At 64.7% G+C, this 26,664-nt stretch carries 31 protein-coding genes; 17 read left to right on the top strand and 14 right to left on the bottom strand.

From position 1 onward, the window contains the following. The first annotated feature begins 7 nt into the window (after window positions 1-7). Complete coding sequence (locus ACYJSS_RS14485; protein WP_111263646.1) at window positions 8-619, top strand: superoxide dismutase; 612 nt, start codon at window positions 8-10, stop codon at window positions 617-619. A gap of 65 nt (window positions 620-684) precedes the next feature. Further along, complete coding sequence (locus ACYJSS_RS14480) at window positions 685-1,572, top strand: ZIP family metal transporter (protein WP_236204789.1); 888 nt, start codon at window positions 685-687, stop codon at window positions 1,570-1,572. Between the two features lie 104 nt (window positions 1,573-1,676). Here the strand turns inward: ACYJSS_RS14480 and ACYJSS_RS14475 are convergent, their stop codons facing one another. From ACYJSS_RS14475 to ACYJSS_RS14430, 10 genes are all read right to left on the bottom strand, one after another. Continuing rightward, window positions 1,677-1,949, bottom strand: coding sequence for an HPr family phosphocarrier protein (locus tag ACYJSS_RS14475; RefSeq protein WP_111262504.1), 273 nt, complete (start codon window positions 1,947-1,949; stop codon window positions 1,677-1,679). Window positions 1,950-1,964: 15 nt separating this feature from the next. After that, the gene (rapZ, locus tag ACYJSS_RS14470) at window positions 1,965-2,822 is read right to left on the bottom strand and encodes an RNase adapter RapZ (protein ID WP_111262503.1); all 858 of its coding nucleotides are present in this window, start codon (window positions 2,820-2,822) and stop codon (window positions 1,965-1,967) included. Between the two features lie 9 nt (window positions 2,823-2,831). Then, window positions 2,832-3,296, bottom strand: a complete 465-nt coding sequence (gene ptsN / locus ACYJSS_RS14465; protein ID WP_111262502.1) for a PTS IIA-like nitrogen regulatory protein PtsN — start codon at window positions 3,294-3,296, stop codon at window positions 2,832-2,834. Between the two features lie 13 nt (window positions 3,297-3,309). Beyond that, a complete protein-coding gene (gene hpf / locus ACYJSS_RS14460) occupies window positions 3,310-3,618 on the bottom strand; it encodes a ribosome hibernation-promoting factor, HPF/YfiA family (RefSeq protein ID WP_021217832.1) in 309 nt (102 codons plus the stop codon). An 82-nt stretch (window positions 3,619-3,700) separates the two neighbouring features. Next, on the bottom strand, window positions 3,701-5,200 hold the full coding sequence (locus ACYJSS_RS14455; protein ID WP_111262501.1) for an RNA polymerase factor sigma-54: 1,500 nt from the start codon (window positions 5,198-5,200) through the stop codon (window positions 3,701-3,703). A 141-nt stretch (window positions 5,201-5,341) separates the two neighbouring features. Beyond that, entirely contained in the window at window positions 5,342-6,067 is a 726-nt protein-coding gene (lptB, locus tag ACYJSS_RS14450; RefSeq protein ID WP_021217834.1) for an LPS export ABC transporter ATP-binding protein, read from the bottom strand. Next, window positions 6,067-6,612, bottom strand: a complete 546-nt coding sequence (gene lptA, locus ACYJSS_RS14445; RefSeq protein ID WP_111262500.1) for a lipopolysaccharide transport periplasmic protein LptA — start codon at window positions 6,610-6,612, stop codon at window positions 6,067-6,069. The genes lptB and lptA overlap by 1 nt, the downstream gene beginning before the upstream one ends. Further along, a complete protein-coding gene (gene lptC / locus ACYJSS_RS14440) occupies window positions 6,599-7,171 on the bottom strand; it encodes an LPS export ABC transporter periplasmic protein LptC (protein WP_111262499.1) in 573 nt (190 codons plus the stop codon). The genes lptA and lptC overlap by 14 nt, the downstream gene beginning before the upstream one ends. 9 nt (window positions 7,172-7,180) lie before the next feature. Next, the gene (locus tag ACYJSS_RS14435) at window positions 7,181-7,705 is read right to left on the bottom strand and encodes a KdsC family phosphatase (RefSeq protein ID WP_111262498.1); all 525 of its coding nucleotides are present in this window, start codon (window positions 7,703-7,705) and stop codon (window positions 7,181-7,183) included. Continuing rightward, entirely contained in the window at window positions 7,706-8,680 is a 975-nt protein-coding gene (locus tag ACYJSS_RS14430; RefSeq protein ID WP_111262497.1) for a KpsF/GutQ family sugar-phosphate isomerase, read from the bottom strand. A 245-nt stretch (window positions 8,681-8,925) separates the two neighbouring features. Here ACYJSS_RS14430 and ACYJSS_RS14425 point away from each other — a divergent pair, with 245 nt between their 5' ends. The 10 genes from ACYJSS_RS14425 to hisC all read left to right on the top strand — a co-directional run bounded on the left by ACYJSS_RS14425 (window position 8,926) and on the right by hisC (window position 16,806). Then, window positions 8,926-9,735 (top strand): ATP-binding cassette domain-containing protein, encoded by an 810-nt coding sequence (locus ACYJSS_RS14425; protein WP_111262496.1) that lies wholly within the window; start codon window positions 8,926-8,928, stop codon window positions 9,733-9,735. Continuing rightward, complete coding sequence (gene mlaE / locus ACYJSS_RS14420) at window positions 9,735-10,532, top strand: lipid asymmetry maintenance ABC transporter permease subunit MlaE (protein WP_111262495.1); 798 nt, start codon at window positions 9,735-9,737, stop codon at window positions 10,530-10,532. Before ACYJSS_RS14425 ends, mlaE begins: the two co-directional genes overlap by 1 nt. After that, entirely contained in the window at window positions 10,532-10,999 is a 468-nt protein-coding gene (gene mlaD / locus ACYJSS_RS14415) for an outer membrane lipid asymmetry maintenance protein MlaD (protein WP_021217841.1), read from the top strand. Before mlaE ends, mlaD begins: the two co-directional genes overlap by 1 nt. An 11-nt stretch (window positions 11,000-11,010) precedes the next feature. Beyond that, window positions 11,011-11,658 carry an MlaC/ttg2D family ABC transporter substrate-binding protein gene (locus tag ACYJSS_RS14410; protein ID WP_111262505.1) on the top strand — a complete coding sequence of 216 codons (648 nt, stop codon included), beginning with the start codon at window positions 11,011-11,013 and terminating at the stop codon, window positions 11,656-11,658. Further along, window positions 11,651-11,959: an STAS domain-containing protein gene (locus ACYJSS_RS14405; protein WP_111262494.1), complete on the top strand. Its 309-nt coding sequence runs from the start codon at window positions 11,651-11,653 to the stop codon at window positions 11,957-11,959. The genes ACYJSS_RS14410 and ACYJSS_RS14405 overlap by 8 nt, the downstream gene beginning before the upstream one ends. Before the next feature lie 109 nt (window positions 11,960-12,068). Further along, the gene (locus ACYJSS_RS14400; RefSeq protein ID WP_111262493.1) at window positions 12,069-12,308 is read left to right on the top strand and encodes a BolA family protein; all 240 of its coding nucleotides are present in this window, start codon (window positions 12,069-12,071) and stop codon (window positions 12,306-12,308) included. A 23-nt stretch (window positions 12,309-12,331) separates the two neighbouring features. Then, entirely contained in the window at window positions 12,332-13,597 is a 1,266-nt protein-coding gene (gene murA / locus ACYJSS_RS14395; protein WP_043241471.1) for a UDP-N-acetylglucosamine 1-carboxyvinyltransferase, read from the top strand. A gap of 85 nt (window positions 13,598-13,682) precedes the next feature. After that, window positions 13,683-14,318 carry an ATP phosphoribosyltransferase gene (gene hisG, locus ACYJSS_RS14390; protein WP_111262492.1) on the top strand — a complete coding sequence of 212 codons (636 nt, stop codon included), beginning with the start codon at window positions 13,683-13,685 and terminating at the stop codon, window positions 14,316-14,318. 119 nt (window positions 14,319-14,437) lie between these two features. Next, window positions 14,438-15,751, top strand: a complete 1,314-nt coding sequence (gene hisD / locus ACYJSS_RS14385; RefSeq protein WP_111262491.1) for a histidinol dehydrogenase — start codon at window positions 14,438-14,440, stop codon at window positions 15,749-15,751. A 2-nt stretch (window positions 15,752-15,753) separates the two neighbouring features. After that, window positions 15,754-16,806, top strand: a complete 1,053-nt coding sequence (hisC, locus tag ACYJSS_RS14380; RefSeq protein WP_111262490.1) for a histidinol-phosphate transaminase — start codon at window positions 15,754-15,756, stop codon at window positions 16,804-16,806. Between the two features lie 72 nt (window positions 16,807-16,878). On the opposite strand, the gene ACYJSS_RS14375 is transcribed toward hisC, so the two are convergent. The 3 genes from ACYJSS_RS14375 to algW form a co-directional block, all read right to left on the bottom strand. Next, window positions 16,879-17,607, bottom strand: coding sequence for a DUF4198 domain-containing protein (locus ACYJSS_RS14375; protein ID WP_111262489.1), 729 nt, complete (start codon window positions 17,605-17,607; stop codon window positions 16,879-16,881). 13 nt (window positions 17,608-17,620) lie between these two features. After that, the gene (locus ACYJSS_RS14370) at window positions 17,621-19,705 is read right to left on the bottom strand and encodes a TonB-dependent siderophore receptor (RefSeq protein WP_236204746.1); all 2,085 of its coding nucleotides are present in this window, start codon (window positions 19,703-19,705) and stop codon (window positions 17,621-17,623) included. Between the two features lie 132 nt (window positions 19,706-19,837). Beyond that, entirely contained in the window at window positions 19,838-20,995 is a 1,158-nt protein-coding gene (gene algW / locus ACYJSS_RS14365) for a Do family serine endopeptidase AlgW (protein ID WP_111262487.1), read from the bottom strand. A 112-nt stretch (window positions 20,996-21,107) separates the two neighbouring features. On the opposite strand from algW, the gene ACYJSS_RS14360 reads away from it, so the two are divergent. The 4 genes from ACYJSS_RS14360 to cysN all read left to right on the top strand — a co-directional run bounded on the left by ACYJSS_RS14360 (window position 21,108) and on the right by cysN (window position 25,285). Next, window positions 21,108-21,866 (top strand): Nif3-like dinuclear metal center hexameric protein, encoded by a 759-nt coding sequence (locus ACYJSS_RS14360; protein ID WP_111262486.1) that lies wholly within the window; start codon window positions 21,108-21,110, stop codon window positions 21,864-21,866. A 151-nt stretch (window positions 21,867-22,017) separates the two neighbouring features. After that, window positions 22,018-22,935 (top strand): sulfate adenylyltransferase subunit CysD, encoded by a 918-nt coding sequence (gene cysD, locus ACYJSS_RS14355; RefSeq protein WP_021217853.1) that lies wholly within the window; start codon window positions 22,018-22,020, stop codon window positions 22,933-22,935. Window positions 22,936-22,991: 56 nt separating this feature from the next. Continuing rightward, on the top strand, window positions 22,992-23,333 hold the full coding sequence (locus ACYJSS_RS14350) for a four helix bundle protein (protein WP_111262485.1): 342 nt from the start codon (window positions 22,992-22,994) through the stop codon (window positions 23,331-23,333). 53 nt (window positions 23,334-23,386) lie between these two features. Continuing rightward, window positions 23,387-25,285 (top strand): sulfate adenylyltransferase subunit CysN, encoded by a 1,899-nt coding sequence (gene cysN, locus ACYJSS_RS14345; RefSeq protein WP_111262484.1) that lies wholly within the window; start codon window positions 23,387-23,389, stop codon window positions 25,283-25,285. Window positions 25,286-25,458: 173 nt separating this feature from the next. Here cysN and ACYJSS_RS14340 read toward each other — a convergent pair whose 3' ends face one another. Continuing rightward, window positions 25,459-25,899, bottom strand: coding sequence for a Z-ring associated ZapG family protein (locus ACYJSS_RS14340; protein ID WP_111262483.1), 441 nt, complete (start codon window positions 25,897-25,899; stop codon window positions 25,459-25,461). Window positions 25,900-26,025: 126 nt separating this feature from the next. Here ACYJSS_RS14340 and ACYJSS_RS14335 point away from each other — a divergent pair, with 126 nt between their 5' ends. Further along, on the top strand, window positions 26,026-26,655 hold the full coding sequence (locus tag ACYJSS_RS14335) for an alpha/beta hydrolase (protein WP_111262482.1): 630 nt from the start codon (window positions 26,026-26,028) through the stop codon (window positions 26,653-26,655). Window positions 26,656-26,664: the final 9 nt, after the last annotated feature.

The raw sequence follows: 26,664 nt of genomic DNA, 5'->3' as shown, positions 1-26,664 counted from the left end.
ACCCGACATGACCTACAGCCTGCCCACGCTGCCCTACGCCTACGACGCCCTGGAGCCGCACATCGATGCACAGACCATGGAGATCCATCACAGCAAGCACCATCAGGCCTACATCAACAACCTCAACGCTGCGCTGGAGGGCAATCCCCTCGGTCAGCTGCCCGTGGAGTCGCTGCTGCGTCGCCTGGCCGAAGTGCCCGAGCCGCTGCGTGGTGCGGTGATCAACAACGGTGGCGGCCATGCCAATCATTCGTTGTTCTGGACCGTGATGTCGCCCAGTGGCGGCGGCGAGCCCCAGGGTACGGTACGGGCGGCCATCGAGGCCGAGCTGGGCGGCTTCGTTGCCTTCAAGGAGGCCTTCACCAAGGCGGCGCTGACGCGTTTCGGCAGCGGCTGGGCCTGGCTCAGCGTGGCACCGGGCAAGCGCCTGGTGGTGGAAAGCAGTGGCAACCAGGACAGCCCGCTGATGAACGGGCACGTACCGATCCTCGGGCTGGACGTCTGGGAGCACGCCTATTACCTGCGCTACCAGAACCGGCGCCCCGAATACATCGGTGCGTTCTACAACGTCATCGACTGGGCCGAAGTCGATCGTCGATACCGTGAGGCGATGGCCTGATGCCCGAACCCGACCTGCACGGCCTGGGCGCCGAAGGGCGCCTGCACCCGCCCAGCCGGGGCGCCATGCTGCCCCTGCTGCCGAGCGGGCTTTCCCTGCGCCAGGTCCTGGGGCTGTGTGTGATGCTCGCCGGTTGCGTGCTGCTGTCCTGGCAGGCGGTGCTGGCTGCCGAGCGTGCGCTGGAACCCCATCTCTGGCATGCCCTGAAGTCGGGCTCGCTGTGTGCGTTGGGCACCGCTGTCGGGACCTTGCCGGTGCTGTTCATGCGCGGCATCTCGGCGCGCACCTCCGACACCCTGCTGGGTTTCGGGGCCGGTGTGATGCTGGCGGCGACGGTGTTCTCGTTGCTGATCCCCGGCCTCGAGTCTGCCGGGCAGCTGGGTTTCTCCCGCTGGTCGGCAGGCTTCCTGATGAGCCTCGGCCTGTTGCTGGGGGCCAGCGCACTGTTCGGCCTTGGCAGGCTGTTGCCGGAGCGGCAGCTGGAGGTCGACACGCGAACCGATCGCCTAGTCCTGGCGCCGCGCATCCTGTTGTTCGTCATCGCCATCGTCCTGCACAACATCCCGGAGGGCATGGCCGTGGGGGTGGCCGCGGGTGCCGGGCTGGCGGGTGCGGACGGCCTGGCATTGGGCATCGCGCTGCAGGACCTGCCGGAGGGGCTGATCATTTCCCTGGTATTGGCGGGGGCGGGTATGTCACGGGGCAGGGCGATGCTGATCGGTGCGGCGTCCGGGTTGGTCGAGCCGCTGTTCGCGTTGCTTTGCGCCTGGCTGGTGCAGGTGTCGGTGCTGCTGTTGCCCTGGGGGCTGGCCTTGGCGGCGGGAGCGATGCTGTTCGCGGTGACCCATGAAATCATTCCGGAGTGCCACCGCAAGGGGCATGAGACCGCAGCGAGCCTGGGGCTGGCGGCGGGCTTCTGTCTGATGATGGTGCTGGATACGGCGCTGGCCTGATCGGCCGATGCTTCACGCGGCGACGCGGGGAGGTGTCGCGCGGCGGTGTGTCAGCGTGCTCTGCGCACCTGGCGCACTTGGCGCCGCTGGGTCGAGGACTGTCTTCACTCGCCTTCGTCGAAGCGATTGTTGATCAGTTCGATCAGCGCGTTGAGCGCATCGTCGTCCTGCTCGCCTTCGGTGTGCAGGTGGATGGAGGTGCCCTTGCCTGCGGCGAGCATCATCACGGCCATGATGCTCTTGCCGTCCACCAGGCTTTCCGGGGTGCGACCGACGCGGATCTGGCAGGGGTAGCGACCGGCGACGCCGACGAACTTGGCGGCGGCGCGGGCATGCAGCCCCAGTTTGTTGATGATGGTGATTTCGCAGGCTGGCATCGCGGCGGGGATCCTTTAACTGAGGTCGCGGTGGCGAACCTGGACGTTCTTCAGGTTGGGTTTGAGTGCCTGCCCGAGGCGTTCGGCCAGGTACACGGAGCGGTGGTGGCCGCCGGTGCAGCCGATGGCGACGGTGACATAGGCGCGGTTGCTGGCGGCGAAGCGCGGCAACCATTTGTTCAGGTAGCCGAGGATGTCCTGGTACATCTCCTCGACATCCGGCTGTGCGGCCAGGTATTCGGCGACGATGGCATCCTGGCCGGAGTGGTCGCGCAGCTCTGGCTTCCAGTAGGGGTTGGGCAGGCAGCGCACGTCGAACACGAGGTCGGCATCGACCGGCATCCCACGCTTGAAGCCAAAGGACTCGACGAGGAAGGCGGTGCCCGGCTCGGGCTTGTTCAGCAGGCGCAGCTTGATGCTGTCGCGCAGCTGATAGAGGTTGAGGTGGGTGGTGTCGATCTTCAGATCGGCCAGGTCCGAAATGGGCGCGAGCAGCTTCGACTCGTCGAGGATGGCTTCGGCCAGGGAGCGGTCCTCGTTGGTCAGCGGGTGCCGCCGGCGGGTTTCGGAGAAGCGCTTGAGCAGGGTCTCGTCATCCGCGTCCAGGTACAGCACGTCGCATTGGATATGGCGGGTGCGGGCTTCTTCGAGCAATTCGGGGAAGCGCTTGAGCTGGCTGGGCAGGTTGCGTGCGTCGATGGACACGGCGACCTGCGGATGCAGCAGTTCGGTCTGCAGCAGGGCGCGCTCGGCCAGTTCGGGGAGGAGGCCGGCGGGCAGGTTGTCGATGCAGTAGAAACCGTTGTCCTCGAGGACGTCGAGGGCGGTGCTCTTGCCTGAGCCTGAACGGCCGCTGACGATGATCAGGCGCATGGCAAGGTCCTAGCGTCCGTTCTGGACGTCCACTACCACCTGATACAGGCTGTCGCTGCTCTGCGCCACGCGCAGGCGGTCGCGCACTTCGGTGCGGTCCAGCATGCTGGCGATCTGGCGGAGCAATTCCAGGTGCTCGTCGGTAGCGGCTTCGGGGACCAGCAGTACGAACAGCAGGTCCACCGGGGCGCCGTCGATGGCGTCGAAGTCGACGGGGGCCTCCAGGCGCAGCACGGCGCTGATGGGCGCGGCGCAGCCGGGAAGCCGGCAATGGGGGATGGCGATACCGTTGCCGAAACCTGTCGAGCCGAGTTTCTCCCGGGCGATCAGGCTTTCGAAGATATCTTGCGAGTCGAGGTCGGGAAGTTCGCGAGCAACCAGGTTGGCGATCTGTTCCAGGACACGTTTTTTGCTGCCGCCCGGCACGTTCACGAGGGAACGGCCGGGGGTCAGGATTTGCTCAAGTCGGATCATAGGAAGGGGAATGTCAGCGGGCGGTTGCGCCCTGCTGGCGGTTCAGCTGCTTTTCCTTGTGTTTGATCAGTTGGCGGTCGAGTTTGTCCGTAAGCAGGTCGATGGCCGCGTACATGTCTTCATGCTCCGCATTGGCCACGACCTCGCCACCGGCGATGTGCAGGGTGGCTTCGATCTTCTGCTTCAGTTTCTCCACCTGCATGATCACCTGCACATTGGTGATCTTGTCGAAGTGGCGCTCCAGTCTGTCGAACTTCTCGACGACATAGTCGCGCAGGGCGTCGGTCACATCCAGTTGATGTCCACTGATGTTGACTTGCATACCGCTTTCTCCTTATTGCCCGTGTGTAAGAGACAGGCTAACGGGCCTGCCACCGGAACACTTTGGCGTGGATCAATCCGCGTCACATCAGCCGCTTGCGTTCGCTGGAAGGCGCTATCCCGAGGGATTCCCGGTACTTGGCGACTGTGCGGCGGGCCACTTGGATACCCTGTGCTTCCAGTAAACCAGCGATCTTGCTGTCGCTCAACGGCTTTTTGGCATTTTCCGCCGCGACCAGTTTCTTGATGATCGCGCGGATGGCGGTGGACGAGCATTCACCGCCTTCGGAGGTGCTGACGTGGCTGGAGAAGAAGTATTTCAGCTCGTATATGCCACGGGGGGTGTGCATGAATTTCTGGGTCGTGACGCGCGAAATGGTCGATTCGTGCATGCCCACCGCTTCGGCGATGTCATGCAGCACCAGGGGCTTCATCGCCTCGTCGCCGTATTCGAGGAAACCGCGCTGGTGCTCGACGATCTGGGTCGCCACCTTCATCAGGGTCTCGTTGCGGCTTTGCAGGCTCTTGATGAACCAGCGTGCTTCCTGCAACTGGTTGCGCATGAAGGTGTTGTCGGCGCTCGAGTCGGCGCGGCGGACGAAGCCGGCGTAGTGCGGGTTCACGCGCAGGCGAGGGACGGCTTCCTGGTTCAGTTCCACCAGCCAGCGCTCGTTGTGCTTGCGCACGATGACATCCGGCACGACGTACTCGGGTTCGCTGGCTTCGATCTGCGAGCCGGGACGCGGATTGAGACCCTGGATCAGCTCGATCACCTGGCGCAGCTCATCTTCCTTGAGCTTCATGCGGCGCATCAGCTGGCTGTAGTCGCGACTGCCCAGCAGGTCGAGATAGTCGCCCGCCAGGCGTTGGGCCTCGCTCAGCCATGGGGTCTTGGCCGGCAACTGGCGCAGCTGCAGGAGCAGGCATTCGCGCAGGTCGCGAGCGCCGACACCCGCCGGCTCGAACTGCTGGATACGACGCAGGACAACCTCGACTTCGTCGAGCTCGACCTCGAGCTCGGGGTCGAAGGCCTCCACGACTTCCTCGAGGGTTTCCTCCAGGTAGCCGTCATTGTTGATGCAGTCGATGAGGGTGACGCCGATCAGGCGATCGGTATCGGACATGGGCGCCAGGTTGAGCTGCCACAGCAGGTGGCTCTGCAGGCTCTCGCCGACCGAGGTGCGGGAGGTGAAATCCCATTCGTCATCATCGGAGCTGGGCAGGCTGCTGGCGCTGGTCTGGTAGACGTCTTCCCAGGCGGTGTCCACGGGCAGCTCACTGGGGATGCGCTCGTGCCACTCGCCGTCTTCGAGGCTCTCGCTCTCGGAAGTGGGAACGCTGGATTCCTGGAAGCTGGATTCCTGGCTGGCGGAGTTGGGCTGCTGCTCGCTTTCGGCCATGGGGTCGGAGTTGTCGAAGTCCTCTCCTTCCTCCTGGCGTTCGAGCATGGGATTGGACTCCAGTGCCTCCTGGATTTCCTGCTGCAGATCCAGGGTGGACAGTTGGAGTAGGCGGATGGCCTGTTGCAGCTGCGGGGTCATCGTCAGCTGCTGGCCCATCTTCAGGACTAGCGATGGTTTCATGGCAGGGGGCTTAGCACCTTATTCGCCGGCGCGCATGCGCCATCCACTACAGGGCGCCGAGGCGCCACCAGGAAGCAAATTATATGCCTGACCTTGAATGATTTTTCTACTGCTCGCAACTTCTGCGTGCAGGGCTGGCCTTCAGAGGCGGAATTCGTGCCCCAGGTAGACTTCCTTGACCAGCTGGTTGGCCAGGATCTCTTCCGCACTGCCTTCGGCGATGAGTTGGCCGTCATTCACGATGTAGGCGGTTTCGCAGATGTCCAGGGTCTCGCGGACGTTGTGGTCGGTGATCAGCACGCCGATCCCCTTCGCCTTGAGGTGGTGGATGATCTGCTTGATGTCGCCCACGGAGATGGGGTCGACACCGGCAAAGGGTTCGTCGAGCAGGATGAACTTGGGGGCAGTGGCCAGGGCGCGGGCGATCTCGACGCGACGGCGTTCACCACCGGACAGGCTCATGCCGATGCTGTCGCGGATGTGGCTGATGTGGAATTCCTGCAGCAGGCTCTCCAGCTCGCGATGGCGGCCGGCGCGGTCGAGCTCCTTGCGGGTCTCGAGAATGGCCATGATGTTGTCGGCCACGCTGAGCTTGCGGAAGATCGAGGCTTCCTGAGGCAGGTAGCCGATGCCGGCGCGGGCGCGGCCGTGCATGGGCTGGTGGGTAACGTCCTGCTGGTCGATGAGCACGCGGCCCTGGTCGGCTTTCACCAGGCCCACGATCATGTAGAAGCAGGTGGTCTTGCCGGCGCCGTTGGGGCCGAGCAGGCCGACGATCTGGCCGCTGTCGATGGACAGGCTGACATCACGTACCACCTGGCGGCTCTTGTAGCTCTTCGCCAGGTGCTGGGCTTTGAGGGTCGCCATTACTGTGCTTGTCCCGCTTGCTGCTCTTTCTTCTTCGGCTGGATGACCATGTCGATGCGCGGGCGCGGGGTGCCGACATTGGTGCCGGTGGCGCGACCTGCGTTGACGATCTGGCGCTGGGTGTCGTAGACGATCTTCTCGCCTTCGAAGGTGTTGCCTTCCTGGATCACCTTGGCCTGGTCGATCAGCACGATGCGCTCGTTGGCGGCGAAGTACTGGATGGTCATGCCGTAGGCCTTGACGATCTGCTTGTCCACCGCAGGCTTCTGCTCGTAGTAGGCAGGTTTGCCGACCGAGGTGAAGACCTCCAGCTCACCCTGGGCGTTCTGGGTGATGGTCACGGTATCGCCGGTGATCTTCAGGGTGCCCTGGGTGATCACGACATCACCGCGATAGACCGCCACACCTTGCTTGTCGTCGAGCTCGGCGCTGTCGGCCTGGACCCGGATCGGCTGATCGCGGTCGCTGGGCAGCGCCCAGGCGCTGGCACTTCCGAGTGCGGCACCCAGGCTGAGCAGTAGGGGGAGGGTTTTAACGAACCTCATGCTGGCCTCTTACGTTGGACTGCAGGATCATCCTGCTGTCATTCAAGTACGCTTTCATTCCTTGTGCCGTGGTAACCCCGTTGGCGGCGTCGATTCTAACGGCTTGCTGGGTTTCCGCATATTGCTTGTCCGGGAACACGGTCAGGCGGCTGGTGGTGAGAATGGTCGGCCGGCCCTTGGCATCGGTGCGTGCAACGCGGACCTTGTCGATCAGTTCCACCTGCTCACCCTCGGGGCCCACCTCGCCGCGCTCGCTCTGCACGTGCCAGGGGAATTCGGTGCCGCGGTAGAGCTGCAGGTCCGGGGTGGTCAGCAGCGTGACGTCGCTGGCCTTGACGTGTTCCAGCTTGGCGGCGGTCATCTCGTAGTGACGCTTGCCGTCTTCCAGGTACTGCACGCTGGAGGCATTGACCACATAGAAGTCGATGGCGTTCTCGTCCGCCTGTGTGCTGGCCTGGCGCTCCATGAAGCTTTCCGGGCGGATGTTCCAGTAGCCCAGCGCGATCAGCAGGGCGGCGACCGGGATCAGGATCAGGGCGAGGCGGAAGTTCTTCGGCATGTTCTGGACCTAGAGGTAGGCGGCCTGCGCAGCGTCGAGGCTGCCCTGGGCGCGCATGATCAGTTCGCAGAATTCGCGGGCGGCGCCTTCGCCACCGCGTGCCCGGGTGGTGCCGTGGGCGTGCTGGCGGACGAAGCCGTCGGCACTGGCAACGGCCATGCCCAGGCCGACGCGGCGGATCACCGGCAGGTCGGGCAGGTCATCGCCGAGGTAGGCGACCTGCTGGTAGTCCAGGCTCAGCTCCGCGAGCAGTTCGTCGAGCACCGCCATCTTGTCCTCGCGGCCCTGGTAGAGGTGCTGGATGCCGAGGTTGCGGGCGCGGCGCTCGACCACCGGGGTGCTGCGGCCGGAGATGATCGCGGTGCGTACGCCGGAGTTGATCAGCATCTTGATGCCGTGGCCATCCAGGGTATTGAAGGTCTTGAATTCGCTGCCGTCGACCAGGAAGTAGAGCTTGCCGTCGGTGAGTACGCCATCGACGTCGAAGACCGCCAGGCGGATGCCCTTGGCGCGTTGCAGCAGGTCGTCGCTCATTCAGATCACCCCGGCGCGGGTCAGGTCGTGGATGTGCAGGGCGCCAATGGGGGTGTCGTTGTCGTCCACCACCACCAGTACGTTGATCTTGTGGTCGTCCATGATCTTCAGGGCTTCGGCGGCGAGCATCTCGGCCCGCACGGTCTTGCCGTGTGCCGTCATCACGTCGTCGATGCTGGCCTGGCGCACGTCCACGCCCTTGTCCAGGGTGCGGCGCAGGTCGCCGTCGGTGAAGATCCCGGCCAGCCTGCCGTCGCTCTCCAGCACGGCGGTCATGCCCAGGCCCTTGCGGGTCATTTCCAGCAGTGCATCGCGCAGCGAGGTGCCGCGCTCGACGCGGGGCAGGCTGTCGCCGCCGTGCATGATGTTCTCGACCTTCAGCAGCAGGCGGCGGCCCAGGGCGCCACCGGGATGGGAGAAGGCAAAGTCCTCGGCAGTGAACCCACGGGCCTCCAGCAGGGCGATGGCCAGGGCGTCGCCCAGTACCAGCGATGCGGTGGTGGAAGAGGTCGGGGCCAGGTTCAGCGGGCAGGCTTCGTGCTCGACGCGGGCGTCGAGATTGGCTTCGGCGGCCTTTGCCAGCGGCGACTGCGGGTTGCCGGTCATGCTGATGAGGGTGATGCCGAGGCGCTTGATCAGGGGCAGCAGGGTGACGATCTCGGCGGTGGAGCCGGAATTCGACAGGGCCAGCACCACATCGTCCGGGGTGATCATGCCCATGTCGCCGTGGCTGGCCTCGGCAGGATGGACGAAGAAGGCCGGCGTGCCGGTGCTGGCCAGGGTCGCGGCGACCTTCTTGCCGATGTGGCCGGACTTGCCCATGCCCACCACCACGACGCGGCCCTTGCAGGCGAGGATCAGCTCGCAGGCACGGACGAAGTCGGCGTCGATCCTGCCGAGCAGGGTGTCGATGGCTTCACGTTCCAGGCGGATGGTGCGGTGTGCGGATTGGATCAGATCGCTGGACTGGCTCATGTGGAGAGTGCAGTTGCCGAGGAAAAGGCGGGGATTATACCGGCAAAGAGTCGTTCGCTCACCCTTCATTGCATGCCCCGGTGGAGAAACCTGTCTCAGGCCTGAACAATGGGGCGCTGCGGCCTTGGGTGGCATTGTGCTGCGATGCTATAGTTCGCCGCCTGTTCGGCCACCCCTCAGGCATCGTGTCCCGGCTGCCGGAGGCGACGTCTTCAGCAGGGATGGCCGCATCGCAAGGAGTACAGATGAGCGCTGATAACGCTTACGCCGTCGAGTTGAAGGGCGTCACCTTCAATCGCGGCACACGCAGTATTTTCCAGAACGTCGATATCCGTATCCCGCGTGGCAAGGTCACCGGGATCATGGGGCCGTCCGGTTGTGGCAAGACCACCCTGCTGCGCCTCATCGCCGCGCAGCTCAAGCCGGCGGCCGGAGAGGTCTGGGTCAACGGGCAGAACCTGCCGACGCTGTCCCGGGCCGACCTGTTCGACATGCGCAAGCAGTTCGGCGTGCTGTTCCAGAGCGGTGCGCTGTTCACCGATCTCGATGTGTTCGAGAACGTCGCCTTCCCGCTTCGGGTGCATACCAAGCTGCCCGAGGAAATGATTCGTGACATTGTCCTGATGAAGCTGCAGGCAGTCGGCCTGCGCGGCGCCATCGACCTGATGCCCGACGAGCTCTCCGGCGGCATGAAGCGCCGTGTGGCGCTGGCCCGCGCCATCGCGCTGGACCCGCAGATCCTCATGTACGACGAGCCTTTCGTCGGCCAGGACCCTATCGCCATGGGCGTGCTGGTACGGCTTATCCGTCTCCTCAACGATGCCCTGGGCATCACCAGCATCGTGGTGTCCCATGACCTGGCGGAAACCGCCAGCATCGCCGACTACATCTATGTGGTGGGGGATGCCCAGGTGCTGGGGCAGGGGACCCCCGCGGAGCTCATGGAGTCGGATAACCCGAGGATCCGCCAGTTCATGAAAGGCATCCCCGACGGGCCGGTGCCTTTTCACTTCCCGGCACCCGATTACCGCAACGATTTGCTGGGAGAGCGTTGATGCGTAAGAAGTCTCCGCTCGAGCGCATCCGCCTGCTCGGGCGTGCCGGCCTGGACGTCGTCGAGGCGCTGGGCCGTTCCACCCTGTTCCTGCTGCGTGCGCTGTTCGGGCGCACCGGCACCGGCGCGGGTTTCCAGCTGTTGGTCAAGCAACTGTATTTCGTCGGCGTACTGTCGCTGCCGATCATCGTCGTATCCGGTGTCTTCATCGGCATGGTGCTGGCCTTGCAGGGCTACAACATCCTGGTGGAGTACGGCTCTGAGCAGGCGGTCGGCCAGATGGTCGCGCTGACCTTGCTGCGTGAGCTGGGGCCCGTGGTCACCGCGCTGCTGTTCGCCGGGCGTGCCGGTTCCGCGCTGGCGGCCGAGATCGGCAACATGAAGTCCACCGAGCAGCTCTCCAGCCTGGAGATGATCGGTGTCGACCCGCTCAAGTACATCATCGCCCCCCGGCTCTGGGCCGGCTTCATATCCATGCCGTTGCTGGCGATGATCTTCAGCGTGGTGGGAATCTGGGGCGGTGCGATGGTCGCCGTCGATTGGCTGGGGGTCTACGATGGCTCCTTCTGGGCCAACATGCAGAACAGTGTCGAATTCACCGAAGATGTGCTGAATGGCGTGCTGAAAAGCGTGGTCTTCGCCTTCGTGGTGACCTGGATCGCCGTGTTCCAGGGGTATGACTGCGAGCCGACCTCCGAAGGGATCAGCCGCGCAACGACTAAAACCGTGGTCTATGCCTCGCTGGCCGTGCTGGGGCTCGACTTCATCCTGACCGCCTTGATGTTTGGAGATTTCTGATGCAAATCCGCACCCTGGAAATTGGTGTCGGCCTGTTCCTCCTGGCCGGGTTGCTCGCCCTGCTGCTCCTGGCGCTGCGCGTGAGCGGCCTGTCGGTCGGTGGCGCCAGCGAAACCTATAAGGTCTATGCGCATTTCGACAATATCGCCGGTTTGACTGTCAGAGCAAAAGTGACCATGGCCGGTGTGACCATCGGCAAGGTCACCGCCATCGATCTGGACCGCGAAAGCTACACCGGCAGGGTCACCATGGAGCTGGAGAAGCGCGTCGACAACCTGCCGACCGATTCCACCGCTTCCATCCTCACTGCCGGCCTGCTGGGCGAGAAGTACATCGGCATCAGCGTCGGCGGCGACGACCAGTTGCTGAAGGACGGCGGCACCATCCGCGACACCCAGTCGGCGCTGGTGCTGGAGGACCTGATCGGCAAGTTCCTGCTCAACACGGTGAATAAGGAAAGCAAGTGAGGACCTTCGACATGATCAAAGCAATGCGTAACGGCCTGCTGGTTCTGCTCGCCGCGCTGCCCCTGCTGGCCAATGCGGCGCCGAGCGCGCGCGATGTGGTGCAGCAGACCACCGACAAGCTGCTCAGCGACCTCAAGGCCAACAAGCAGCAGTACCGCAGCAACCCGGGCGCCTTCTACGACGCGCTGAACGACATCCTCGGTCCGGTGGTGGATGCCGATGGCATCTCCCGCAGCATCATGACGGTCAAGTACTCGCGCAATGCGACCCCGGAGCAGATGACCCGCTTCCAGGAGAACTTCAAGCGCAGCCTGATGCAGTTCTACGGCAACGCCCTGCTGGAGTACGACAACCAGGACATCCGCGTGCTGCCCGCCAAGCAGGAAGATCCCGAGCGCACCAGCGTCGGTATGGAAGTGAAGGACAGCAAGGGTACGGTCTATCCGGTGTCCTACACCATGGTCAACCTCGACGGCCAGTGGATGTTGCGCAACGTGATCATCAACGGCATCAACATCGGCAAGCTGTTCCGCGACCAGTTCGCCGACACCATGCAGAAGAATGGCAACGACCTGGACAAGACCATCGACGGCTGGGCCGAGGTAGTGGCCAAGGCCAAGCAGACCGAGGAAGGCCAGAAGGCTGCCGGTCATGAGTGAGGCAACGCTCAGCACCGGCACCGGCGGGGAGTTGAAGCTCTCCGGTGTGCTGGACTTCCGTAGCGGCCCCGAATTGCGCGAGACCGGCGCCCGGCTGATCCGCGAGCACGGCCTGAGCGACCTGGTGCTGGACTGCTCCGGCGTCGAGAAGTCCAGCAGCGTCGGCCTTTCGTTGCTCCTGGCCTTCATGCGTGACGCGCGCCAGGCCGGCAAGACGCTGACCATCCGCGCCTTGCCCGAGGACATGCGGCAGATCGCCGGCGTCTCCGGGCTCGACGAGCTGCTGCCGCTGGAAGTGTGAAAGACGTCGAAAGCCCTCCGTCAGACCTTGCTCGTGCGGGGTTCGCAGGCGGAGGGCTTTTTTGTATCATGGCCGACCCGCGCGCGTAGGGCGCCGATTGAGGTTGAGCATGCAGGCCGTAGAAGTGAAAAGCCTCCTGGAGGCGAAGCTGCCCGGAACCGAGGTGGTAGTTGAAGGGGAAGGCTGCAACTTCCAGTTGAATCTGATCAGCGACGAGCTGGCCGGCATGAGCCCGGTCAAGCGCCAGCAGCAGGTTTATGCCCATCTGAACGCCTGGATCGCCGATGGCAGCATCCACGCGGTCACCATGAAATTCTTCAGCCGCGCTGGCTGGGCCGAGCGTTCCTGAGCCTACGGGCGACGAGATTCCAAATGGACAAACTGATTATTACCGGCGGCCAACGCCTCGATGGCGAAATCCGTATTTCGGGCGCCAAGAACTCGGCCCTGCCGATCCTCGCGGCCACCTTGCTGGCCGATACGCCGGTCACCGTGTGCAACCTGCCGCACCTGCACGACATCACCACGATGATCGAACTCTTCGGTCGCATGGGCGTGCAGCCGGTGATCGACGAGAAGCTCAGCGTCGAAGTCGACGCCAGCACCATCAAGACCCTGGTCGCACCCTACGAGCTGGTGAAGACCATGCGCGCCTCGATCCTGGTGCTCGGCCCGATGGTCGCGCGCTTCGGTGAAGCCGAAGTGGCGCTGCCAGGTGGCTGCGCGATCGGTTCCCGCCCGGTCGACCTGCACATCCGCGGCCTCGAGGCCATGGGCGCGCTGATCGACGTCGACGGCGGCTACATCAAGGCCCGCGCACCGGCTGGTGGCCTGCGTGGCGCACACTTCTTCTTCGATACCGTGAGCGTGACCGGTACCGAGAACATCATGATGGCCGCCACCCTGGCCAACGGCCGTACCGTGCTGGAAAACGCCGCACGCGAGCCGGAAGTGGTCGACCTGGCCAACTGCCTGATCGCCATGGGCGCGCAGATCCAGGGCGCCGGCACCGACACCATCATCATCGACGGCGTGAAGCGCCTCGGCGGCGCGCGCTACAGCGTGATGCCCGACCGCATCGAGACCGGCACCTACCTGGTCGCCGCCGCTTCCACCGGTGGCCGCGTCAAGCTCAAGGACACCGATCCGACCATCCTCGAATCCGTGCTGCTGAAGCTGGAAGAGGCCGGGGCTCACATCAGCACCGGCAACAACTGGATCGAGCTGGACATGAAGGGCAACCGCCCGAAAGCGGTCAACGTGCGCACCGCGCCCTACCCGGCGTTCCCCACCGACATGCAGGCCCAGTTCATTTCCATGAACGCCGTGGCCGAAGGCACCGGCGCGGTCATCGAGACCGTGTTCGAAAACCGCTTCATGCACGTCTACGAGATGAACCGCATGGGTGCGCAGATCCTGGTCGAGGGCAACACCGCCATCGTCACCGGCGTTCCGCAGCTCAAGGGCGCTCCGGTCATGGCCACCGACCTGCGGGCGTCCGCCAGCCTGGTCATCGCCGGCCTGGTCGCCGAGGGCGACACCCTGATCGACCGCATCTACCACATCGACCGTGGTTACGAGTGCATCGAGGAAAAACTGCAGCTGCTCGGCGCCAAGATCCGCCGCGTGCCGGGTTAGGTGACGCTCGGGCCGACCGCTGACGGTCGGCCCGCACGCACCCTCAAGGGCCCGCAGAGGGCCGAAGCCAAGGACATCCAGTTCCATGCTCACCATCGCGTTATCCAAGGGCCGCATCCTCGACGACACCCTGCCGCTGCTGGCGGAGGCGGGCATCGTTCCCACCGAGAACCCGGACAAGAGCCGCAAGCTGATCATCCCCACCACCCAGGATGATGTGCGCCTGCTGATCGTCCGTGCCACCGACGTGCCGACCTATGTCGAGCATGGTGCGGCGGACCTCGGCGTGGCCGGCAAGGATGTGCTGATGGAGTACGGTGGCCAGGGCCTGTACGAGCCCCTGGACTTGCGCATCGCCCGTTGCAAGCTGATGACCGCTGGCGCGGTCGGCGTGCCCGAACCCAAGGGGCGCCTGCGCGTGGCCACCAAGTTCGTCAACGTCGCCAAGCGCTACTACGCCGAACAGGGTCGCCAGGTCGAAGTGATCAAGCTCTACGGCTCCATGGAGCTGGCCCCGCTGGTCGGCCTGGCCGACAAGATCATCGACGTGGTCGACACTGGCAACACCCTGCGCGCCAATGGCCTGGAGCCCCAGGAACTGATCGCCACCATCAGCTCCCGCTTGGTGGTCAACAAGGCCTCGATGAAGATGCAGCACGCCCGTATCCAGGCGCTGATCGACACCCTGCGCCAAGCGGTCGAGTCGCGACACCACGACTGACACCCGTGCGGCTCCGGCCGCACCCGCCTATCCGTGTCATAGCCAATAATCTCGGGTGCCCGCACGGTGGGCTTGCTACTCTAGCGGCGCCCGAGCATTTGCCAATAACGAGGCCCGCTATGACCGTTCAAACCGCTGTTCGCCGACTCAATGCCGCTGATCCGGACTTCGCTCGTCATCTGGATCATCTGCTGAGCTGGGAAAGCGTATCCGACGAGTCGGTCAACCAGCGCGTCCTCGACATCATCAAGGCCGTGCGCGAGCGTGGCGATTCCGCCCTGGTCGAATTCACCCAGCGTTTCGATGGCCTGGCCGTCGACTCCATGGCTGACCTGATCCTGCCGCGCGAGCGCCTGGAACTGGCCCTGACCCGCATCACCGCCGAGCAGCGCCAGGCCCTAGAGACCGCCGCCGAGCGCGTGCGCCTCTACCACGAGAAACAGAAACAGGATTCCTGGACCTACACCGAGGCCGATGGCACCGTGCTGGGCCAGCAGGTCACCCCGCTGGACCGCGCCGGCCTCTACGTGCCGGGCGGCAAGGCGTCCTACCCGTCGTCCGTGCTGATGAACGCCATCCCCGCGAAGGTCGCCGGCGTCGCCGAAGTGGTGATGGTCGTGCCGACCCCGCGTGGCGAGATCAACGAAATCGTCCTCGCTGCCGCCTGCGTGGCCGGCGTCGACCGCGTCTTCACCATCGGCGGGGCCCAGGCCGTGGCCGCACTGGCCTATGGCACCGAGAGCGTGCCCCAGGTGGACAAGATCGTCGGCCCCGGCAACATCTATGTCGCCACCGCCAAGCGCCACGTGTTCGGCCAGGTAGGCATCGACATGATCGCCGGTCCCTCGGAGATCCTCGTCGTCTGCGACGGCCAGACCGACCCGGACTGGATCGCCATGGACCTGTTCTCTCAGGCCGAGCACGACGAAGACGCCCAGTCCATCCTGGTCAGCCCCGATGCCGAGTTCCTCGACAAGGTGGCCGCCAGCATCGACAAGCTGCTGCCGACCATGGAGCGTGCCGAAATCATCCGCACCTCCCTCGAAGGTCGTGGCGCGCTGATCCAGGTCGCCGACATGCAGCAGGCGATCACCGTCGCCAACCGCATCGCCCCCGAGCACCTGGAGCTGTCTGTTGCCGACCCGCAGGCCTGGCTGCCGCAGATCCGCCATGCCGGCGCCATCTTCATGGGCCGCTACACCGCCGAGGCGCTGGGCGACTACTGCGCCGGCCCGAACCATGTGCTGCCCACTTCCGGCACCGCGCGTTTCTCCTCGCCGCTGGGCGTGTATGACTTCCAGAAGCGCTCGTCGATCATCTTCTGCTCCGCGGACGGTGCCTCGGAGCTGGGCAAGACCGCGTCCGTGCTGGCCCGTGGCGAGTCGCTGACCGCCCACGCCCGCAGCGCCGAATACCGGATCAAGGGAGAATGACGATGAGCAAGTTCTGGAGTCCCTTCGTCAAGGAATTGGTGCCCTACGTTCCGGGCGAGCAGCCGAAGATCGCCAACCTGGTGAAGCTGAACACCAACGAGAACCCCTACGGCCCCTCGCCGAAGGCCATTGCGGCCATGCAGGCGGAGCTGGGCGACAGCCTGCGCCTGTACCCGGACCCGAACAGCGACCGCCTCAAGCAGGCTGTGGCCGAGCACTACGGCGTGCAGACCACCCAGGTGTTCGTCGGCAACGGCTCCGACGAGGTGCTGGCGCACATCTTCCATGGCCTGTTCCAGCACGGCCGGCCGCTGTTGTTCCCGGACGTGACCTACAGCTTCTACCCGGTCTATTGCGGCCTCTACGGCATCCCGTTCGAGGCTCTGCCGCTGGACGAGCAGTTCCAGATACGCGTCGAGGACTATGCGCGCCCCAACGCCGGCATCATCTTCCCCAACCCCAACGCCCCCACTGGCTGCCTGCTGGCGCTGGAGGCGGTGGAGAAGCTGCTGCAGGGCAGCCCGGACTCGGTGGTGGTGGTCGACGAGGCCTACATCGACTTCGGTGGTGAGAGCGCCATCGCCCTGGTGGACCGCTACCCGAACCTGCTGGTCACCCAGACCCTGTCCAAGTCCCGTTCCCTGGCCGGCCTGCGCGTGGGCCTGGCGGTGGGACACCCGGACCTGATCGAGGCCCTGGAGCGCATCAAGAACAGCTTCAACTCCTACCCGCTGGATCGCATGGCCATAGTCGGCGCCGCTGCGGCGTTCGAGGACCGCGAGTGGTTCGAGCAGACCTGCGCCAAGGTCATCGACAGTCGCGAGCGGGTGGTGAGCGAACTGGAAAAGCGTGGCTTCGAGGTGCTGCCCTCGGCGGCCAACTTCGTCTTCGCCCGGCACCCGGGCAAGGATGCAGCGGGTATCGCTGCCGGCCTGCGCGAGAAGGGCGTGATCGTGCGCCATTTCAAGCAGGCGCGCATCGCCCAGTTCCTGCGCATCACCATCGGCACGCCGGAGCAGAACCAGGCGCTGCTGGATGCACTCGACGCCGCCTGACTCCAGGGGCGAGAACCAGAAAAGCCGAGACGGGAAACCGCCTCGGCTTTTTTCATGGACAGGTGCTGCCTGTTACTCGTGATGCGCTTCGCCGACGAAGGTCAATGAGGTGAAGAAGCCGTGCTCCTCGGCTTCCGGGTCCTTGTCGCTCTTCACCGTGGCCTGGGCGGCGATCACGTTGAGACCGGCGTTGCGCACCAGTACCTTGGCCTTGCCCTGGGCATCGGTGGTGGCGCTGACGGTGTGCGGATCGCTGCGGTAGTCGCCGAACAGCTCGATGCCCGCCGCCGGCTTGCCGTCCATCAGTACCTGGACGGGCAGCGGTTTGCCCGGGCCGACGGCAAGCGGGTCGACCTGCGGCACGATGACCAGGCGCACGCGCTCCAGGGCCGGCAGCTTCGCGCCTTCCTGGTAGACCGCCAGGCTGTACTTCCAGGTGTGGATGGAGGCGACAGCGCCCTTCACCTGGTCGCGGCCCTTGTTGATCCACTGCTTGTCGGCGGTCTGCGACCAGGCGCCGTTGTCCAGCGCCACGGCCAGGCTGGCCGGTGGCTTGAGGGGCTGCAGGCGGGCGTGGTCGTCGAGGCGCTGAACGGTGACCGGGATCATCTTGCCGGCCGCGTCATAGGCCCAGGCGCCGCTGACCTTTTCGGCCTTGAAGGCGTCGTCCTCGGCGCCGTGCCCATAGATCACCTCGATGTTGCCGCGGCGCTGTTCGGTCCAGAGGCCATGGGCCTGTGCCTGGCCGACGAGGAGGGCGCCGAGGGCGGCGGTGAGCAGCAGTTTGCTGGGGAGTCGCATGGGGGAATCCTTGTCAGAGGTTGAGGGTAAGGCTGAGGGTCAGGTTGCGCGGGTCGCCCGGCAGCACCCAGACGCTGTTGTAGGAGCGCTCGTAGTACTTGCGGTCGACATTGTTGAGGTTCACGCCGATGATGAGGTCATCGCTGGCCTTGTAGTGGGCGAGCAGGTCGAGGGTGCTGTAGGCGGGCAGTTCGAAGGCGCTACCGGCCTGGCCTGAGCGGTCGCCGACATAGTGGGCGGCCGCGCCGACATCCGAGCCGCGTAGCCAGCCGTCCTGGAACTCGTAGACGCCCATCAGGCTGCCGCTGTGCCTGGCGATGCCGAGCAGGCGGCTGCCTTCGGGCAAGGTGTTGTCCTTGGTCACCTCGGCATCGATATAGGCGTAGGCGCCGATCAGGCGGACGGCGTCGGTGAGCTGGCCGGCGACCTGCATGTCCAGGCCCTGGCTGCGTGCCTTGCCGGCAGCGATGTTCTGGCTCGGGTCGCTGGGGTTGGCGGTCAGCACGTTCTCCTTCTCGATATGGAAGAGCGCGATCGTGGCGCCAAGGCGGCTTTCGAGCAGGTCCAGCTTGACCCCACTCTCATAGCCGACGCCTTTCTCCGGCTTGAATACCGTGCCCTGGCTGCTGATGGCGTTGGGCTTGACCGAAGTGGAGGCGTTGGCGAACACGCCGACTTCCGGGGTCAGCTGGTAGAGCAACCCGAGGCGCGGGGTGACGACATCCTTGTGCTGGGCGTTGCGGATGCGGGTGGAGCGGTCCAGGGCCGCCTGCTCGAAGCGCTCCATGCGCACACCCACCAGCCCGCGCAGCCGATCGGTGAAGGCGATCTGGTCCTGCAGGTTCAGCGAATGGCTTTCCACCCGTTCGAAGAAATCGTTCTTGCGGGTGAGCGCGGGCTTGGGCTGGCCGTATATGGGGTTGTGGATATCCAGGCCGTAGCTGAACAGGGTGTCGCTCTGGGGGTACTTCTGGCTGTTGCGGTAGTTCTCGTACTCCAGGCCGATCAGCGTCTGGTGCTGCCAGGTTCCGGTGGCGAAGGTGCCGTGCAGCTCGGCCTGGGTGATGCTGTCGTTCCATTCGAAGTCGCGCTGGCGGTAGAAGCGGCTGACGAGGTCGCCGGCCAGGCGCGAAGTCTCCGAAGAGTCACCGGCGAGGCGGCCCTGGGCGTAGTGGTTGGCCAGGCGCAGCTTCCAGTCGTCGTTCAGGTAGTGTTCGAGGCTGACCTGCAGCATCTGGTTGCGGTTGCGGATCTCGCCGTCGTTGGGCTCGCCGAGGAAGGTGGAGCGCTTGACCGAGCCCAGCTGGTTGCCGGGGGCGGGGATGCCACGATCGAACACCGACTCATGGCGTACGAACTCGCTCTCGATCAGCAGGCGCGTGTCCGGGCTCAGCTGCCAGCTCAGGGACGGGCTGACCACCAGGCGCTCGCTGCCGACGTGGTCGCGGAAGCTCTGGTTGTCCTCCACCGCGAGGTTGATGCGCGACAGTAGGGTGCCGGCGTCGTCCAGCGGCGTGTTGACGTCGAGGCTGCTGCGGTAGCGGTCCCAGCTGCCTGCGCTGGCTTGGAAGCGGGCGAAGGCTTCCTCCTCGGGCTTCTTGGTGACGATGTTGACCAGCCCGCCCGGGTCGCCACGCCCGTAGAGGCTCGCTGCCGGGCCCTTGAGCACCTCGATGCGCTCGATGCCGCTGGCGTCCGGCGAGCTGTAGCTTCCGCGGTTGATGGCGAAGCCGTTCTTGTACAGCTCGCCGGTGGTGAAGCCGCGCACGCTGTAGTTGAGGAAGGTCAGGCCGCCGAAGTTGTTCTGCCGGGAGACGCCGCCGGCGAAATCCAGCGCGCGGTCGATGCGGGTGGTATTGAGATCGTCCAGTACCTGGGCGGGGACGACGGCGACGGATTGGGGCACGTCGCGCAGGTCGGTGTCGGTTCGTGTGGCGCTCGCCGAGCGGGTAGCGCGATAGCCGGTGACGGGGCCGTCGGCGCGTTCGTGGCGTGATTCGATGGTGATTTCTTCAAGTTCAAGCGGGTTGGCGTTTGCACTGCCGCTGGCCAGGCCAAGGGCCAGTCCAGCGAGCGAGGCGATGCTGCGTGACTTCATTGTCGGTGGGTCTCAGGGCGATAAAGATGTAATAACATAACATCTTATTTTTTCATCTTTCATCTGCTGCGTTCAAGGGAGAGGGCGTGTGGGGGGCAGAAACAAGAACGGCGCCATCAGGCGCCGTTCGGGTCAGTCGTTTTCCGCGGGGGCGGTCTGCTGCGGGGGCCTCAGGCCTACCTCGGCGGAAAGCTCGATGATCTTGCCGTTGCGCATCACCTCGACACTGACCTTCTCGCCCGGCTTGGTGCGCGCCACCTGGTTCATGGAGCGGCGACCGTCGCCGGCGGGCTCGCCGTCGATGCTGAGGATGATGTCGCCCGGCTGCAGGTTGGCGCGCTGCGCAGGGGTGTCGCGGTAGATGCCGGCGATGACGATGCCCGGGCGGCCTTCGAGGCCGAAGGATTCGGCCAGTTCGGGCGTCAAGGGCTGCACTTCGATGCCGAGCCAGCCTCGGATCACCTGGCCGTGCTCGATGATGGCCTTCATCACGTCGAGGGCGAGCTTGGCGGGGATGGCGAAGCCGATGCCCTGGGAGCCGCCGGACTTGGAGAAGATCGCGGTGTTGATGCCGATCAGATTGCCGCTGGCATCCACCAGCGCGCCGCCGGAGTTGCCCGGGTTGATGGCGGCGTCGGTCTGGATGAAGTCCTCGTAGGTATTGAGGCCGAGCTGGTTGCGGCCGGTGGCGCTGATGATGCCCATGGTCACGGTCTGGCCGAATCCGAAGGGGTTGCCGATGGCCAGGGCGACGTCGCCGATGCGGATGTTGTCGGAGCGCCCGAGGGTGATGGCGGGCAGGTTGTCGAGGTCGATCTTGAGCACCGCGAGGTCGGTCTCGGGGTCGCTGCCCACCAGGCGGGCGAGGGTCTCGCGGCCGTCCTTGAGGGCGACCACGATCTGGTCGGCACCGGCGGTGACGTGGTTGTTGGTCAGCAGGTAGCCCTCGGGGCTCATGATCACCGCCGAACCCAGGCTGGACTCCATGCGCCGCTGGCGGGGCAGGTTGTCACCGAAGAAGCGGCGGAACTGCGGGTCCTCGAACAGCGGATGGGCCGGCTTGCTCACCACCTTGGTGGTGTAGAGGTTGACCACGGCGGGGGAGGCGCTGTTGACCGCCTCCGCATAGGACTCGGGCCCCTGGCGCGAGAAACTGTACTTGGGCGCTTCCTGCAGGTGCACCTGTTGGCGGGGCAGGCCCACCAGTTCGGGGTATTGCTGGATGATCAGCAGTGCTACGAGTACGCCGACAAGCAGGGGCCAGCCGAAGAAACGCAGGGCCTTGAGCATCGAGGGGAATCCTGAGGGTTGCGAGGGGCGAGGGTGCCCCTTAAGGTGGCGCCATTATACGGGGCGGCAGCCAATAAAATAGCCGCTCGCAACAGCTTGTGAGGAGAGGCAGATGGCCATTGCACTGACCACCCTGGTGGAGGAAGCGGAGCGTTTTCTCGGGGCCTCGCGGATCTCGGACTACTGCCCGAACGGCCTCCAGGTCGAGGGCCGGCCGCAGGTTCGACGCATCGTCAGCGGGGTGACCGCGAGCCAGGCACTGCTGGATGCGGCGGTGGAAGCCGAGGCCGATGTGGTGCTGGTGCACCATGGCTATTTCTGGAAGGGCGAGAACCCCTGCGTGGTCGGTATCAAGCAGCGGCGCCTGAAGACTCTTCTGGCCAATGACATCAGCCTGCTGGCCTACCACCTGCCGTTGGACGTGCACCCGGAAGTGGGCAACAACGTGCAGCTCGCCCGCCAACTGGACATCATCGTCGAAGGCCCGCTGGAGCCGGACAACCCGCGCACCGTCGGCCTGATCGGCTCCCTGGCCGAGCCGCTCACCCCACGCGACTTCGCCCGCCGCGTGCAAGACGCGCTCGGTCGCGAACCGTTGCTGGTGGAAGGCCCGGAGATGATCCGCCGCATCGGCTGGTGCACCGGCGGCGGCCAGGGCTACATCGACACGGCCATCGCCGCCGGTGTCGATCTCTACCTGACCGGCGAGGCTTCGGAGCAGACCTTTCACAGCGCGCGTGAAAACGGCATCAGCTTCATCGCCGCCGGCCACCACGCCACCGAACGCTATGGCGTGCAGGCGCTGGGGGACTACCTGGCGCGGCGTTTCGCCATCGAACACCTGTTCATCGATTGCCCCAATCCCATCTAGAAAGCCGCCCCGTAACGCCCATTCCGGCAGGTATAAAGCTAGATCGTTTCGTTCTAAGTGGGGCCCTGAATAGAAGAAGGCGCTGTGCTAGAGTGCGCCCTCGTCCACGGCCCGCAGGCCGTCGTATCAGATAAGAAATCCGTGAGTAGCCATGCTCGACAAACTGACGCACCTGAAACAGCTGGAGGCGGAAAGTATCCACATCATTCGTGAGGTGGCCGCCGAATTCGATAACCCGGTGATGCTGTACTCCATCGGCAAGGACTCCGCCGTCATGCTGCACCTGGCGCGCAAGGCCTTCTTTCCGGGCAAGCTGCCGTTCCCGGTGATGCACGTCGATACCCAGTGGAAGTTCCAGGAGATGTACCGGTTCCGCGACAAGATGGTCGCCGACCTGGGCCTCGAGCTGATCACCCACGTAAACCCCGAAGGCAAGGCTCAGGGCATCAACCCCTTCACCCACGGCAGTGCCAAGCACACCGACATCATGAAGACCGAGGGCCTCAAGCAGGCCCTGGACAAGTACGGCTTCGATGCGGCCTTCGGTGGCGCGCGCCGCGACGAGGAGAAATCCCGCGCCAAGGAGCGCGTGTACTCCTTCCGCGACAGCAAGCACCGCTGGGACCCGAAGAACCAGCGCCCCGAGCTGTGGAACGTCTACAACGGCAAGGTCAAGAAGGGCGAATCCATCCGCGTCTTCCCGCTCTCCAACTGGACCGAGCTGGACATCTGGCAATACATCTACCTGGAGCAGATCCCGATCGTCCCGCTGTACTTCGCCGCCGAGCGCGAAGTCATCGAGAAGAACGGCACGCTGATCATGATCGACGACGACCGCATCCTCGAGCACCTCTCTGACGAAGAGAAGGCGCGCATCGAGAAACGCATGGTGCGTTTCCGCACCCTGGGCTGCTACCCGCTGACCGGCGCGGTCGAGTCGGAGGCCACCAGCCTCACCGACATCATCCAGGAAATGCTCCTGACCCGAACTTCCGAACGCCAGGGCCGCGTCATCGACCATGACGGTGCCGGTTCGATGGAAGAGAAAAAGCGGCAGGGGTATTTCTAGAAAACAGTTGCAAGCAGCAAGCGGCAAGCTTCAAGCAGGGAATGACTGGAGTTCGAATGGATTTCGAGCGACTCGATGTCTGGCGAAGATCCAAGCAGCTCACGGTAAGCATCTACAGGGCGTTCGCGGAATGCCGCGATGCAGGGTTCAAGGATCAGGTAACCCGTTCGGCGCTGTCCGTACCCAGCAATATTGCCGAGGGTATGGAACGTGGAAGCGCCAAGGAGAAATGCCGGTATCTGTGGATTGCCAAGGCATCCTGCGGTGAGCTGCGAACCCAGCTGATGATCGGCGCTGAAATCGGGTATATAGCGGAGTCGCTTGCCGCTGATTGGGTAGTCGAAACCCGCGAGCTGTCGAGAATGCTCACGGGGTTGATCAACAAAATTTCTGTCTAGCTGTACGCCGACGAGCTTGCCGCTTGAGGCTTGCAGCTTGGAGCTTGAGTGAAATGAGCCACCAATCCGATCTGATCAGCCAGGACATCCTCGCGTACCTGGCCCAGCACGAGCGCAAGGAACTCCTGCGCTTCCTCACCTGCGGCAACGTCGACGACGGCAAGAGCACCCTGATCGGGCGCCTGCTGCACGACTCCAAGATGATCTACGAAGACCATCTGGAGGCCATCACCCGCGATTCCAAGAAGGTCGGCACCACGGGTGACGAAGTGGACCTGGCGCTGCTGGTGGATGGCCTGCAGGCCGAGCGCGAGCAGGGCATCACCATCGATGTCGCCTACCGCTACTTCTCCACCGCCAAGCGCAAGTTCATCATCGCCGACACCCCCGGCCATGAGCAGTACACGCGCAACATGGCCACCGGCGCGTCCACCTGCGACCTGGCGATCATCCTGGTCGATGCCCGCTACGGCGTGCAGACCCAGACCCGCCGTCACAGCTACATCGCGTCGCTGCTGGGCATCAAGCACATCGTCGTCGCCATCAACAAGATGGACCTGAAGGATTTCGATCAGGGCGTGTTCGAGTCGATCAAGGCCGACTACCTGCAGTTCGCCGAGCGCATCAAGCTCAACCCGACCTCCATCCACTTCGTGCCGATGTCGGCGCTGAAGGGCGACAACGTCGTGAACAAGAGCGAGCGGTCGCCCTGGTACACCGGCCAGTCGCTGATGGAAATCCTCGAGACCGTCGAGGTTTCCGGTGATCGCAACTTCGACGACATGCGCTTCCCGGTGCAGTACGTCAATCGCCCCAACCTGAACTTCCGCGGCTTCGCCGGTACCCTGGCCAGCGGCGTCGTACACAAGGGCGACGAGGTCGTTGTGCTGCCCTCGGGCAAGGGCAGCAAGATCAAGTCCATCGTCACCTTCGAAGGCGAGCTGGAGCAGGCCGGCCCCGGCCAGGCCATCACGCTGACCCTGGAAGACGAGATCGACGTATCCCGTGGCGACATGCTGGTGCATGCCGACAACCGCCCGCAGGTCACCGATGGCTTCGAGGCCATGCTGGTGTGGATGTCCGAGGAGCCGATGCTCCCGGGCAAGAAGTACGACATCAAGCGCGCCACCAGCTATGTGCCGGGTTCCATCGCCAGCATCGCCCACAAGGTGGACGTGAACACCCTGGAAGAGGGCGCCGCCAGCGACCTGCAGTTGAACGAGATCGCCAGGGTCAAGGTCAGCCTGGACGCGCCCATTGCCCTCGACGGCTATGAGCGCAATCGCACCACCGGTGCCTTCATCGTCATCGATCGCCTCACCAACGGCACCGTCGGCGCCGGCATGATCATCGCTGCGCCGGTTGCCTCGGGTGGCCAGGGCAGCCATGGCGAGTCGGCCCATGTCTCCACCGAGGAACGTGCCGCGCGCTTCGGCCAGAAACCGGCCACCGTGCTGTTCAGCGGCCTCTCCGGCGCCGGCAAGAGCACCCTGGCCTATGCCGTCGAGCGCAAGCTGTTCGACATGGGCCGTGCGGTCTACGTCCTCGATGGCCAGAACCTCCGTCACGACCTGAACAAGGGCCTGCCGCAGGATCGCGCCGGGCGCACCGAGAACTGGCGCCGTGCCGCCCATGTGGCGCGCCAGTTCAACGAAGCCGGCCTGCTGACCCTGGCCGCCTTCGTAGCGCCGGACGCCGAGGGGCGTGAACAGGCCAAGGTGCTGATCGGCAGCGACCGCCTGATCACCGTATACGTCCAGGCGTCCCCGCAGGTCTGCCGTGAGCGTGACCCGCAAGGGCTCTACGCGGCCGATCAGGACAACATCCCAGGTGAGTCTTTCCCCTACGATGTGCCGTTGAATGCCGACCTGGTGATCGACACCCAGAGCCAGTCGGTTGAAGAGGGCGTCAAGGCGGTGCTCGACCTGCTACGCAGCCGCGGCGCGATCTGATCGCACTGCAGTGAAAAAGCCCCGCTGATGCGGGGCTTTTTCTTTGCGCCACCCAGGCCCGCAACTCCCGCCTGGCTCGGATGTGGCCGGGACTTCATTCCGGGGGAGTCGGGATCAATACTGAAATGAAAAAGCCCCGCCAGGGCGGGGCTTTCGTCGGCGCATCCAGGGGCTCAGTACTTGCCCTTGAGGCCGAAGTTCTCGTCTAGCGTGCCCGGGCCGTCCGGCGACTTGGGCGCGTAGTCCTTGGGCGCCTCGTGGCTGCGCGGCGGGGTCAGGCGTTCGCGCGGGCCGGGGGCGTCGTCCGTGTGCAGGGCGGCGAGCAGTCGCTGGCGCGTCAGTTCGTCCAGGGCCAGGCGGCTGGCGCCATCGGACAGGTGTTCCTGCACTTCCTGGTAGCTCTGGGTGAGTTTCTTCACCAGGCTGGCGGTGGTGTTGAAGTGGGTGACCACTTCACTCTGATAGGTATCGAAGCGTGCCTGCAGGTCATCCAGTTGCCGCTGCGTGCGGTTCGGCGCGGTGCCGGGCAGCAGTCGGGCGACCAGAAAACCGATGCCGATACCGGCGAGCAGAGCGAGTGCTGGCAACAACCAGGCCGTGAGCGACTGTTCCACGAGTCCTTCCTCTATAAGCAGCTTTGCATTACGTTAACGGCTCGAATCCGCGCTGTATACCGCGACGCAAGCCCTGTGGTGCTTAACCAAGACGAGTCGACCCGGTCCGGGGTCACGGAGTTCCCGTTGTCCAATCGTGAAAATCCCATTCTGCTCCAGGGGCCAAGTGGCCAGCTGGAAGCGCTTCATCTCGACCTGCCCGATGCCAAGGGGCTGGCGCTGATCTGCCACCCGAACCCGATCCAGGGCGGGACCATGCTCAACAAGGTCGTCTCCACCCTGCAGCGCACTGCCCGCGATGCCGGCTACAGCACCCTGCGCTTCAACTACCGCGGCGTCGGCGCCAGCGCCGGCAGCCATGACATGAACACCGGCGAGGTGGATGACGCCGAAGCGGCCGCCCACTGGTTCCGCGCCCAGCGTCCGGAGCTGGCGCTGACGCTGTTCGGTTTTTCCTTCGGCGGCTTCGTCGCGGCGAGCCTGGCCGGTCGCCTGGAACAGCAGGGCATCGAAGTGCCCCGGTTGTTCATGGTGGCGCCGGCGGTGAAGCGCCTTACCGTCGACACGCCGCTGCCCGCCCGTGGCGAACTGACGGTGATCCAGCCGGACACCGACGAGGTCGTCGAGCCGCAGGCGGTGTATGACTGGTCCGCCTCCCTACAACGCTCCCATGAGCTGCTGAAAGTGGCAGAATGCGGGCACTTCTTTCATGGCAAGCTGACCGATCTGAAGGATCTGGTCCTGCCGCGCCTCTGACCCCGACAG

This window comes from Pseudomonas sp. No.21 (assembly GCF_054558415.1).
This window is presented reverse-complemented; position numbering and strand designations above follow the sequence as displayed.

Excerpts from the sequence above, each read along its gene's own strand:
- ACYJSS_RS14485 (WP_111263646.1), top strand. The coding sequence starts at position 8 with ATGACCTACAGCCTGCCCACGCTGCCCTACGCCTACGACGCCCTGGAG.
- ACYJSS_RS14480 (WP_236204789.1), top strand. The coding sequence starts at position 685 with ATGCTGCCCCTGCTGCCGAGCGGGCTTTCCCTGCGCCAGGTCCTGGGG.
- ACYJSS_RS14475 (WP_111262504.1), bottom strand. The coding sequence starts at position 1,949 with ATGCCAGCCTGCGAAATCACCATCATCAACAAACTGGGGCTGCATGCC.
- rapZ (WP_111262503.1), bottom strand. The coding sequence starts at position 2,822 with ATGCGCCTGATCATCGTCAGCGGCCGTTCAGGCTCAGGCAAGAGCACC.
- ptsN (WP_111262502.1), bottom strand. The coding sequence starts at position 3,296 with ATGATCCGACTTGAGCAAATCCTGACCCCCGGCCGTTCCCTCGTGAAC.
- hpf (WP_021217832.1), bottom strand. The coding sequence starts at position 3,618 with ATGCAAGTCAACATCAGTGGACATCAACTGGATGTGACCGACGCCCTG.
- ACYJSS_RS14455 (WP_111262501.1), bottom strand. The coding sequence starts at position 5,200 with ATGAAACCATCGCTAGTCCTGAAGATGGGCCAGCAGCTGACGATGACC.
- lptB (WP_021217834.1), bottom strand. The coding sequence starts at position 6,067 with ATGGCGACCCTCAAAGCCCAGCACCTGGCGAAGAGCTACAAGAGCCGC.
- lptA (WP_111262500.1), bottom strand. The coding sequence starts at position 6,612 with ATGAGGTTCGTTAAAACCCTCCCCCTACTGCTCAGCCTGGGTGCCGCA.
- lptC (WP_111262499.1), bottom strand. The coding sequence starts at position 7,171 with ATGCCGAAGAACTTCCGCCTCGCCCTGATCCTGATCCCGGTCGCCGCC.
- ACYJSS_RS14435 (WP_111262498.1), bottom strand. The coding sequence starts at position 7,705 with ATGAGCGACGACCTGCTGCAACGCGCCAAGGGCATCCGCCTGGCGGTC.
- ACYJSS_RS14430 (WP_111262497.1), bottom strand. The coding sequence starts at position 8,680 with ATGAGCCAGTCCAGCGATCTGATCCAATCCGCACACCGCACCATCCGC.
- ACYJSS_RS14425 (WP_111262496.1), top strand. The coding sequence starts at position 8,926 with ATGAGCGCTGATAACGCTTACGCCGTCGAGTTGAAGGGCGTCACCTTC.
- mlaE (WP_111262495.1), top strand. The coding sequence starts at position 9,735 with ATGCGTAAGAAGTCTCCGCTCGAGCGCATCCGCCTGCTCGGGCGTGCC.
- mlaD (WP_021217841.1), top strand. The coding sequence starts at position 10,532 with ATGCAAATCCGCACCCTGGAAATTGGTGTCGGCCTGTTCCTCCTGGCC.
- ACYJSS_RS14410 (WP_111262505.1), top strand. The coding sequence starts at position 11,011 with ATGATCAAAGCAATGCGTAACGGCCTGCTGGTTCTGCTCGCCGCGCTG.
- ACYJSS_RS14405 (WP_111262494.1), top strand. The coding sequence starts at position 11,651 with ATGAGTGAGGCAACGCTCAGCACCGGCACCGGCGGGGAGTTGAAGCTC.
- ACYJSS_RS14400 (WP_111262493.1), top strand. The coding sequence starts at position 12,069 with ATGCAGGCCGTAGAAGTGAAAAGCCTCCTGGAGGCGAAGCTGCCCGGA.
- murA (WP_043241471.1), top strand. The coding sequence starts at position 12,332 with ATGGACAAACTGATTATTACCGGCGGCCAACGCCTCGATGGCGAAATC.
- hisG (WP_111262492.1), top strand. The coding sequence starts at position 13,683 with ATGCTCACCATCGCGTTATCCAAGGGCCGCATCCTCGACGACACCCTG.
- hisD (WP_111262491.1), top strand. The coding sequence starts at position 14,438 with ATGACCGTTCAAACCGCTGTTCGCCGACTCAATGCCGCTGATCCGGAC.
- hisC (WP_111262490.1), top strand. The coding sequence starts at position 15,754 with ATGAGCAAGTTCTGGAGTCCCTTCGTCAAGGAATTGGTGCCCTACGTT.
- ACYJSS_RS14375 (WP_111262489.1), bottom strand. The coding sequence starts at position 17,607 with ATGCGACTCCCCAGCAAACTGCTGCTCACCGCCGCCCTCGGCGCCCTC.
- ACYJSS_RS14370 (WP_236204746.1), bottom strand. The coding sequence starts at position 19,705 with ATGAAGTCACGCAGCATCGCCTCGCTCGCTGGACTGGCCCTTGGCCTG.
- algW (WP_111262487.1), bottom strand. The coding sequence starts at position 20,995 with ATGCTCAAGGCCCTGCGTTTCTTCGGCTGGCCCCTGCTTGTCGGCGTA.
- ACYJSS_RS14360 (WP_111262486.1), top strand. The coding sequence starts at position 21,108 with ATGGCCATTGCACTGACCACCCTGGTGGAGGAAGCGGAGCGTTTTCTC.
- cysD (WP_021217853.1), top strand. The coding sequence starts at position 22,018 with ATGCTCGACAAACTGACGCACCTGAAACAGCTGGAGGCGGAAAGTATC.
- ACYJSS_RS14350 (WP_111262485.1), top strand. The coding sequence starts at position 22,992 with ATGGATTTCGAGCGACTCGATGTCTGGCGAAGATCCAAGCAGCTCACG.
- cysN (WP_111262484.1), top strand. The coding sequence starts at position 23,387 with ATGAGCCACCAATCCGATCTGATCAGCCAGGACATCCTCGCGTACCTG.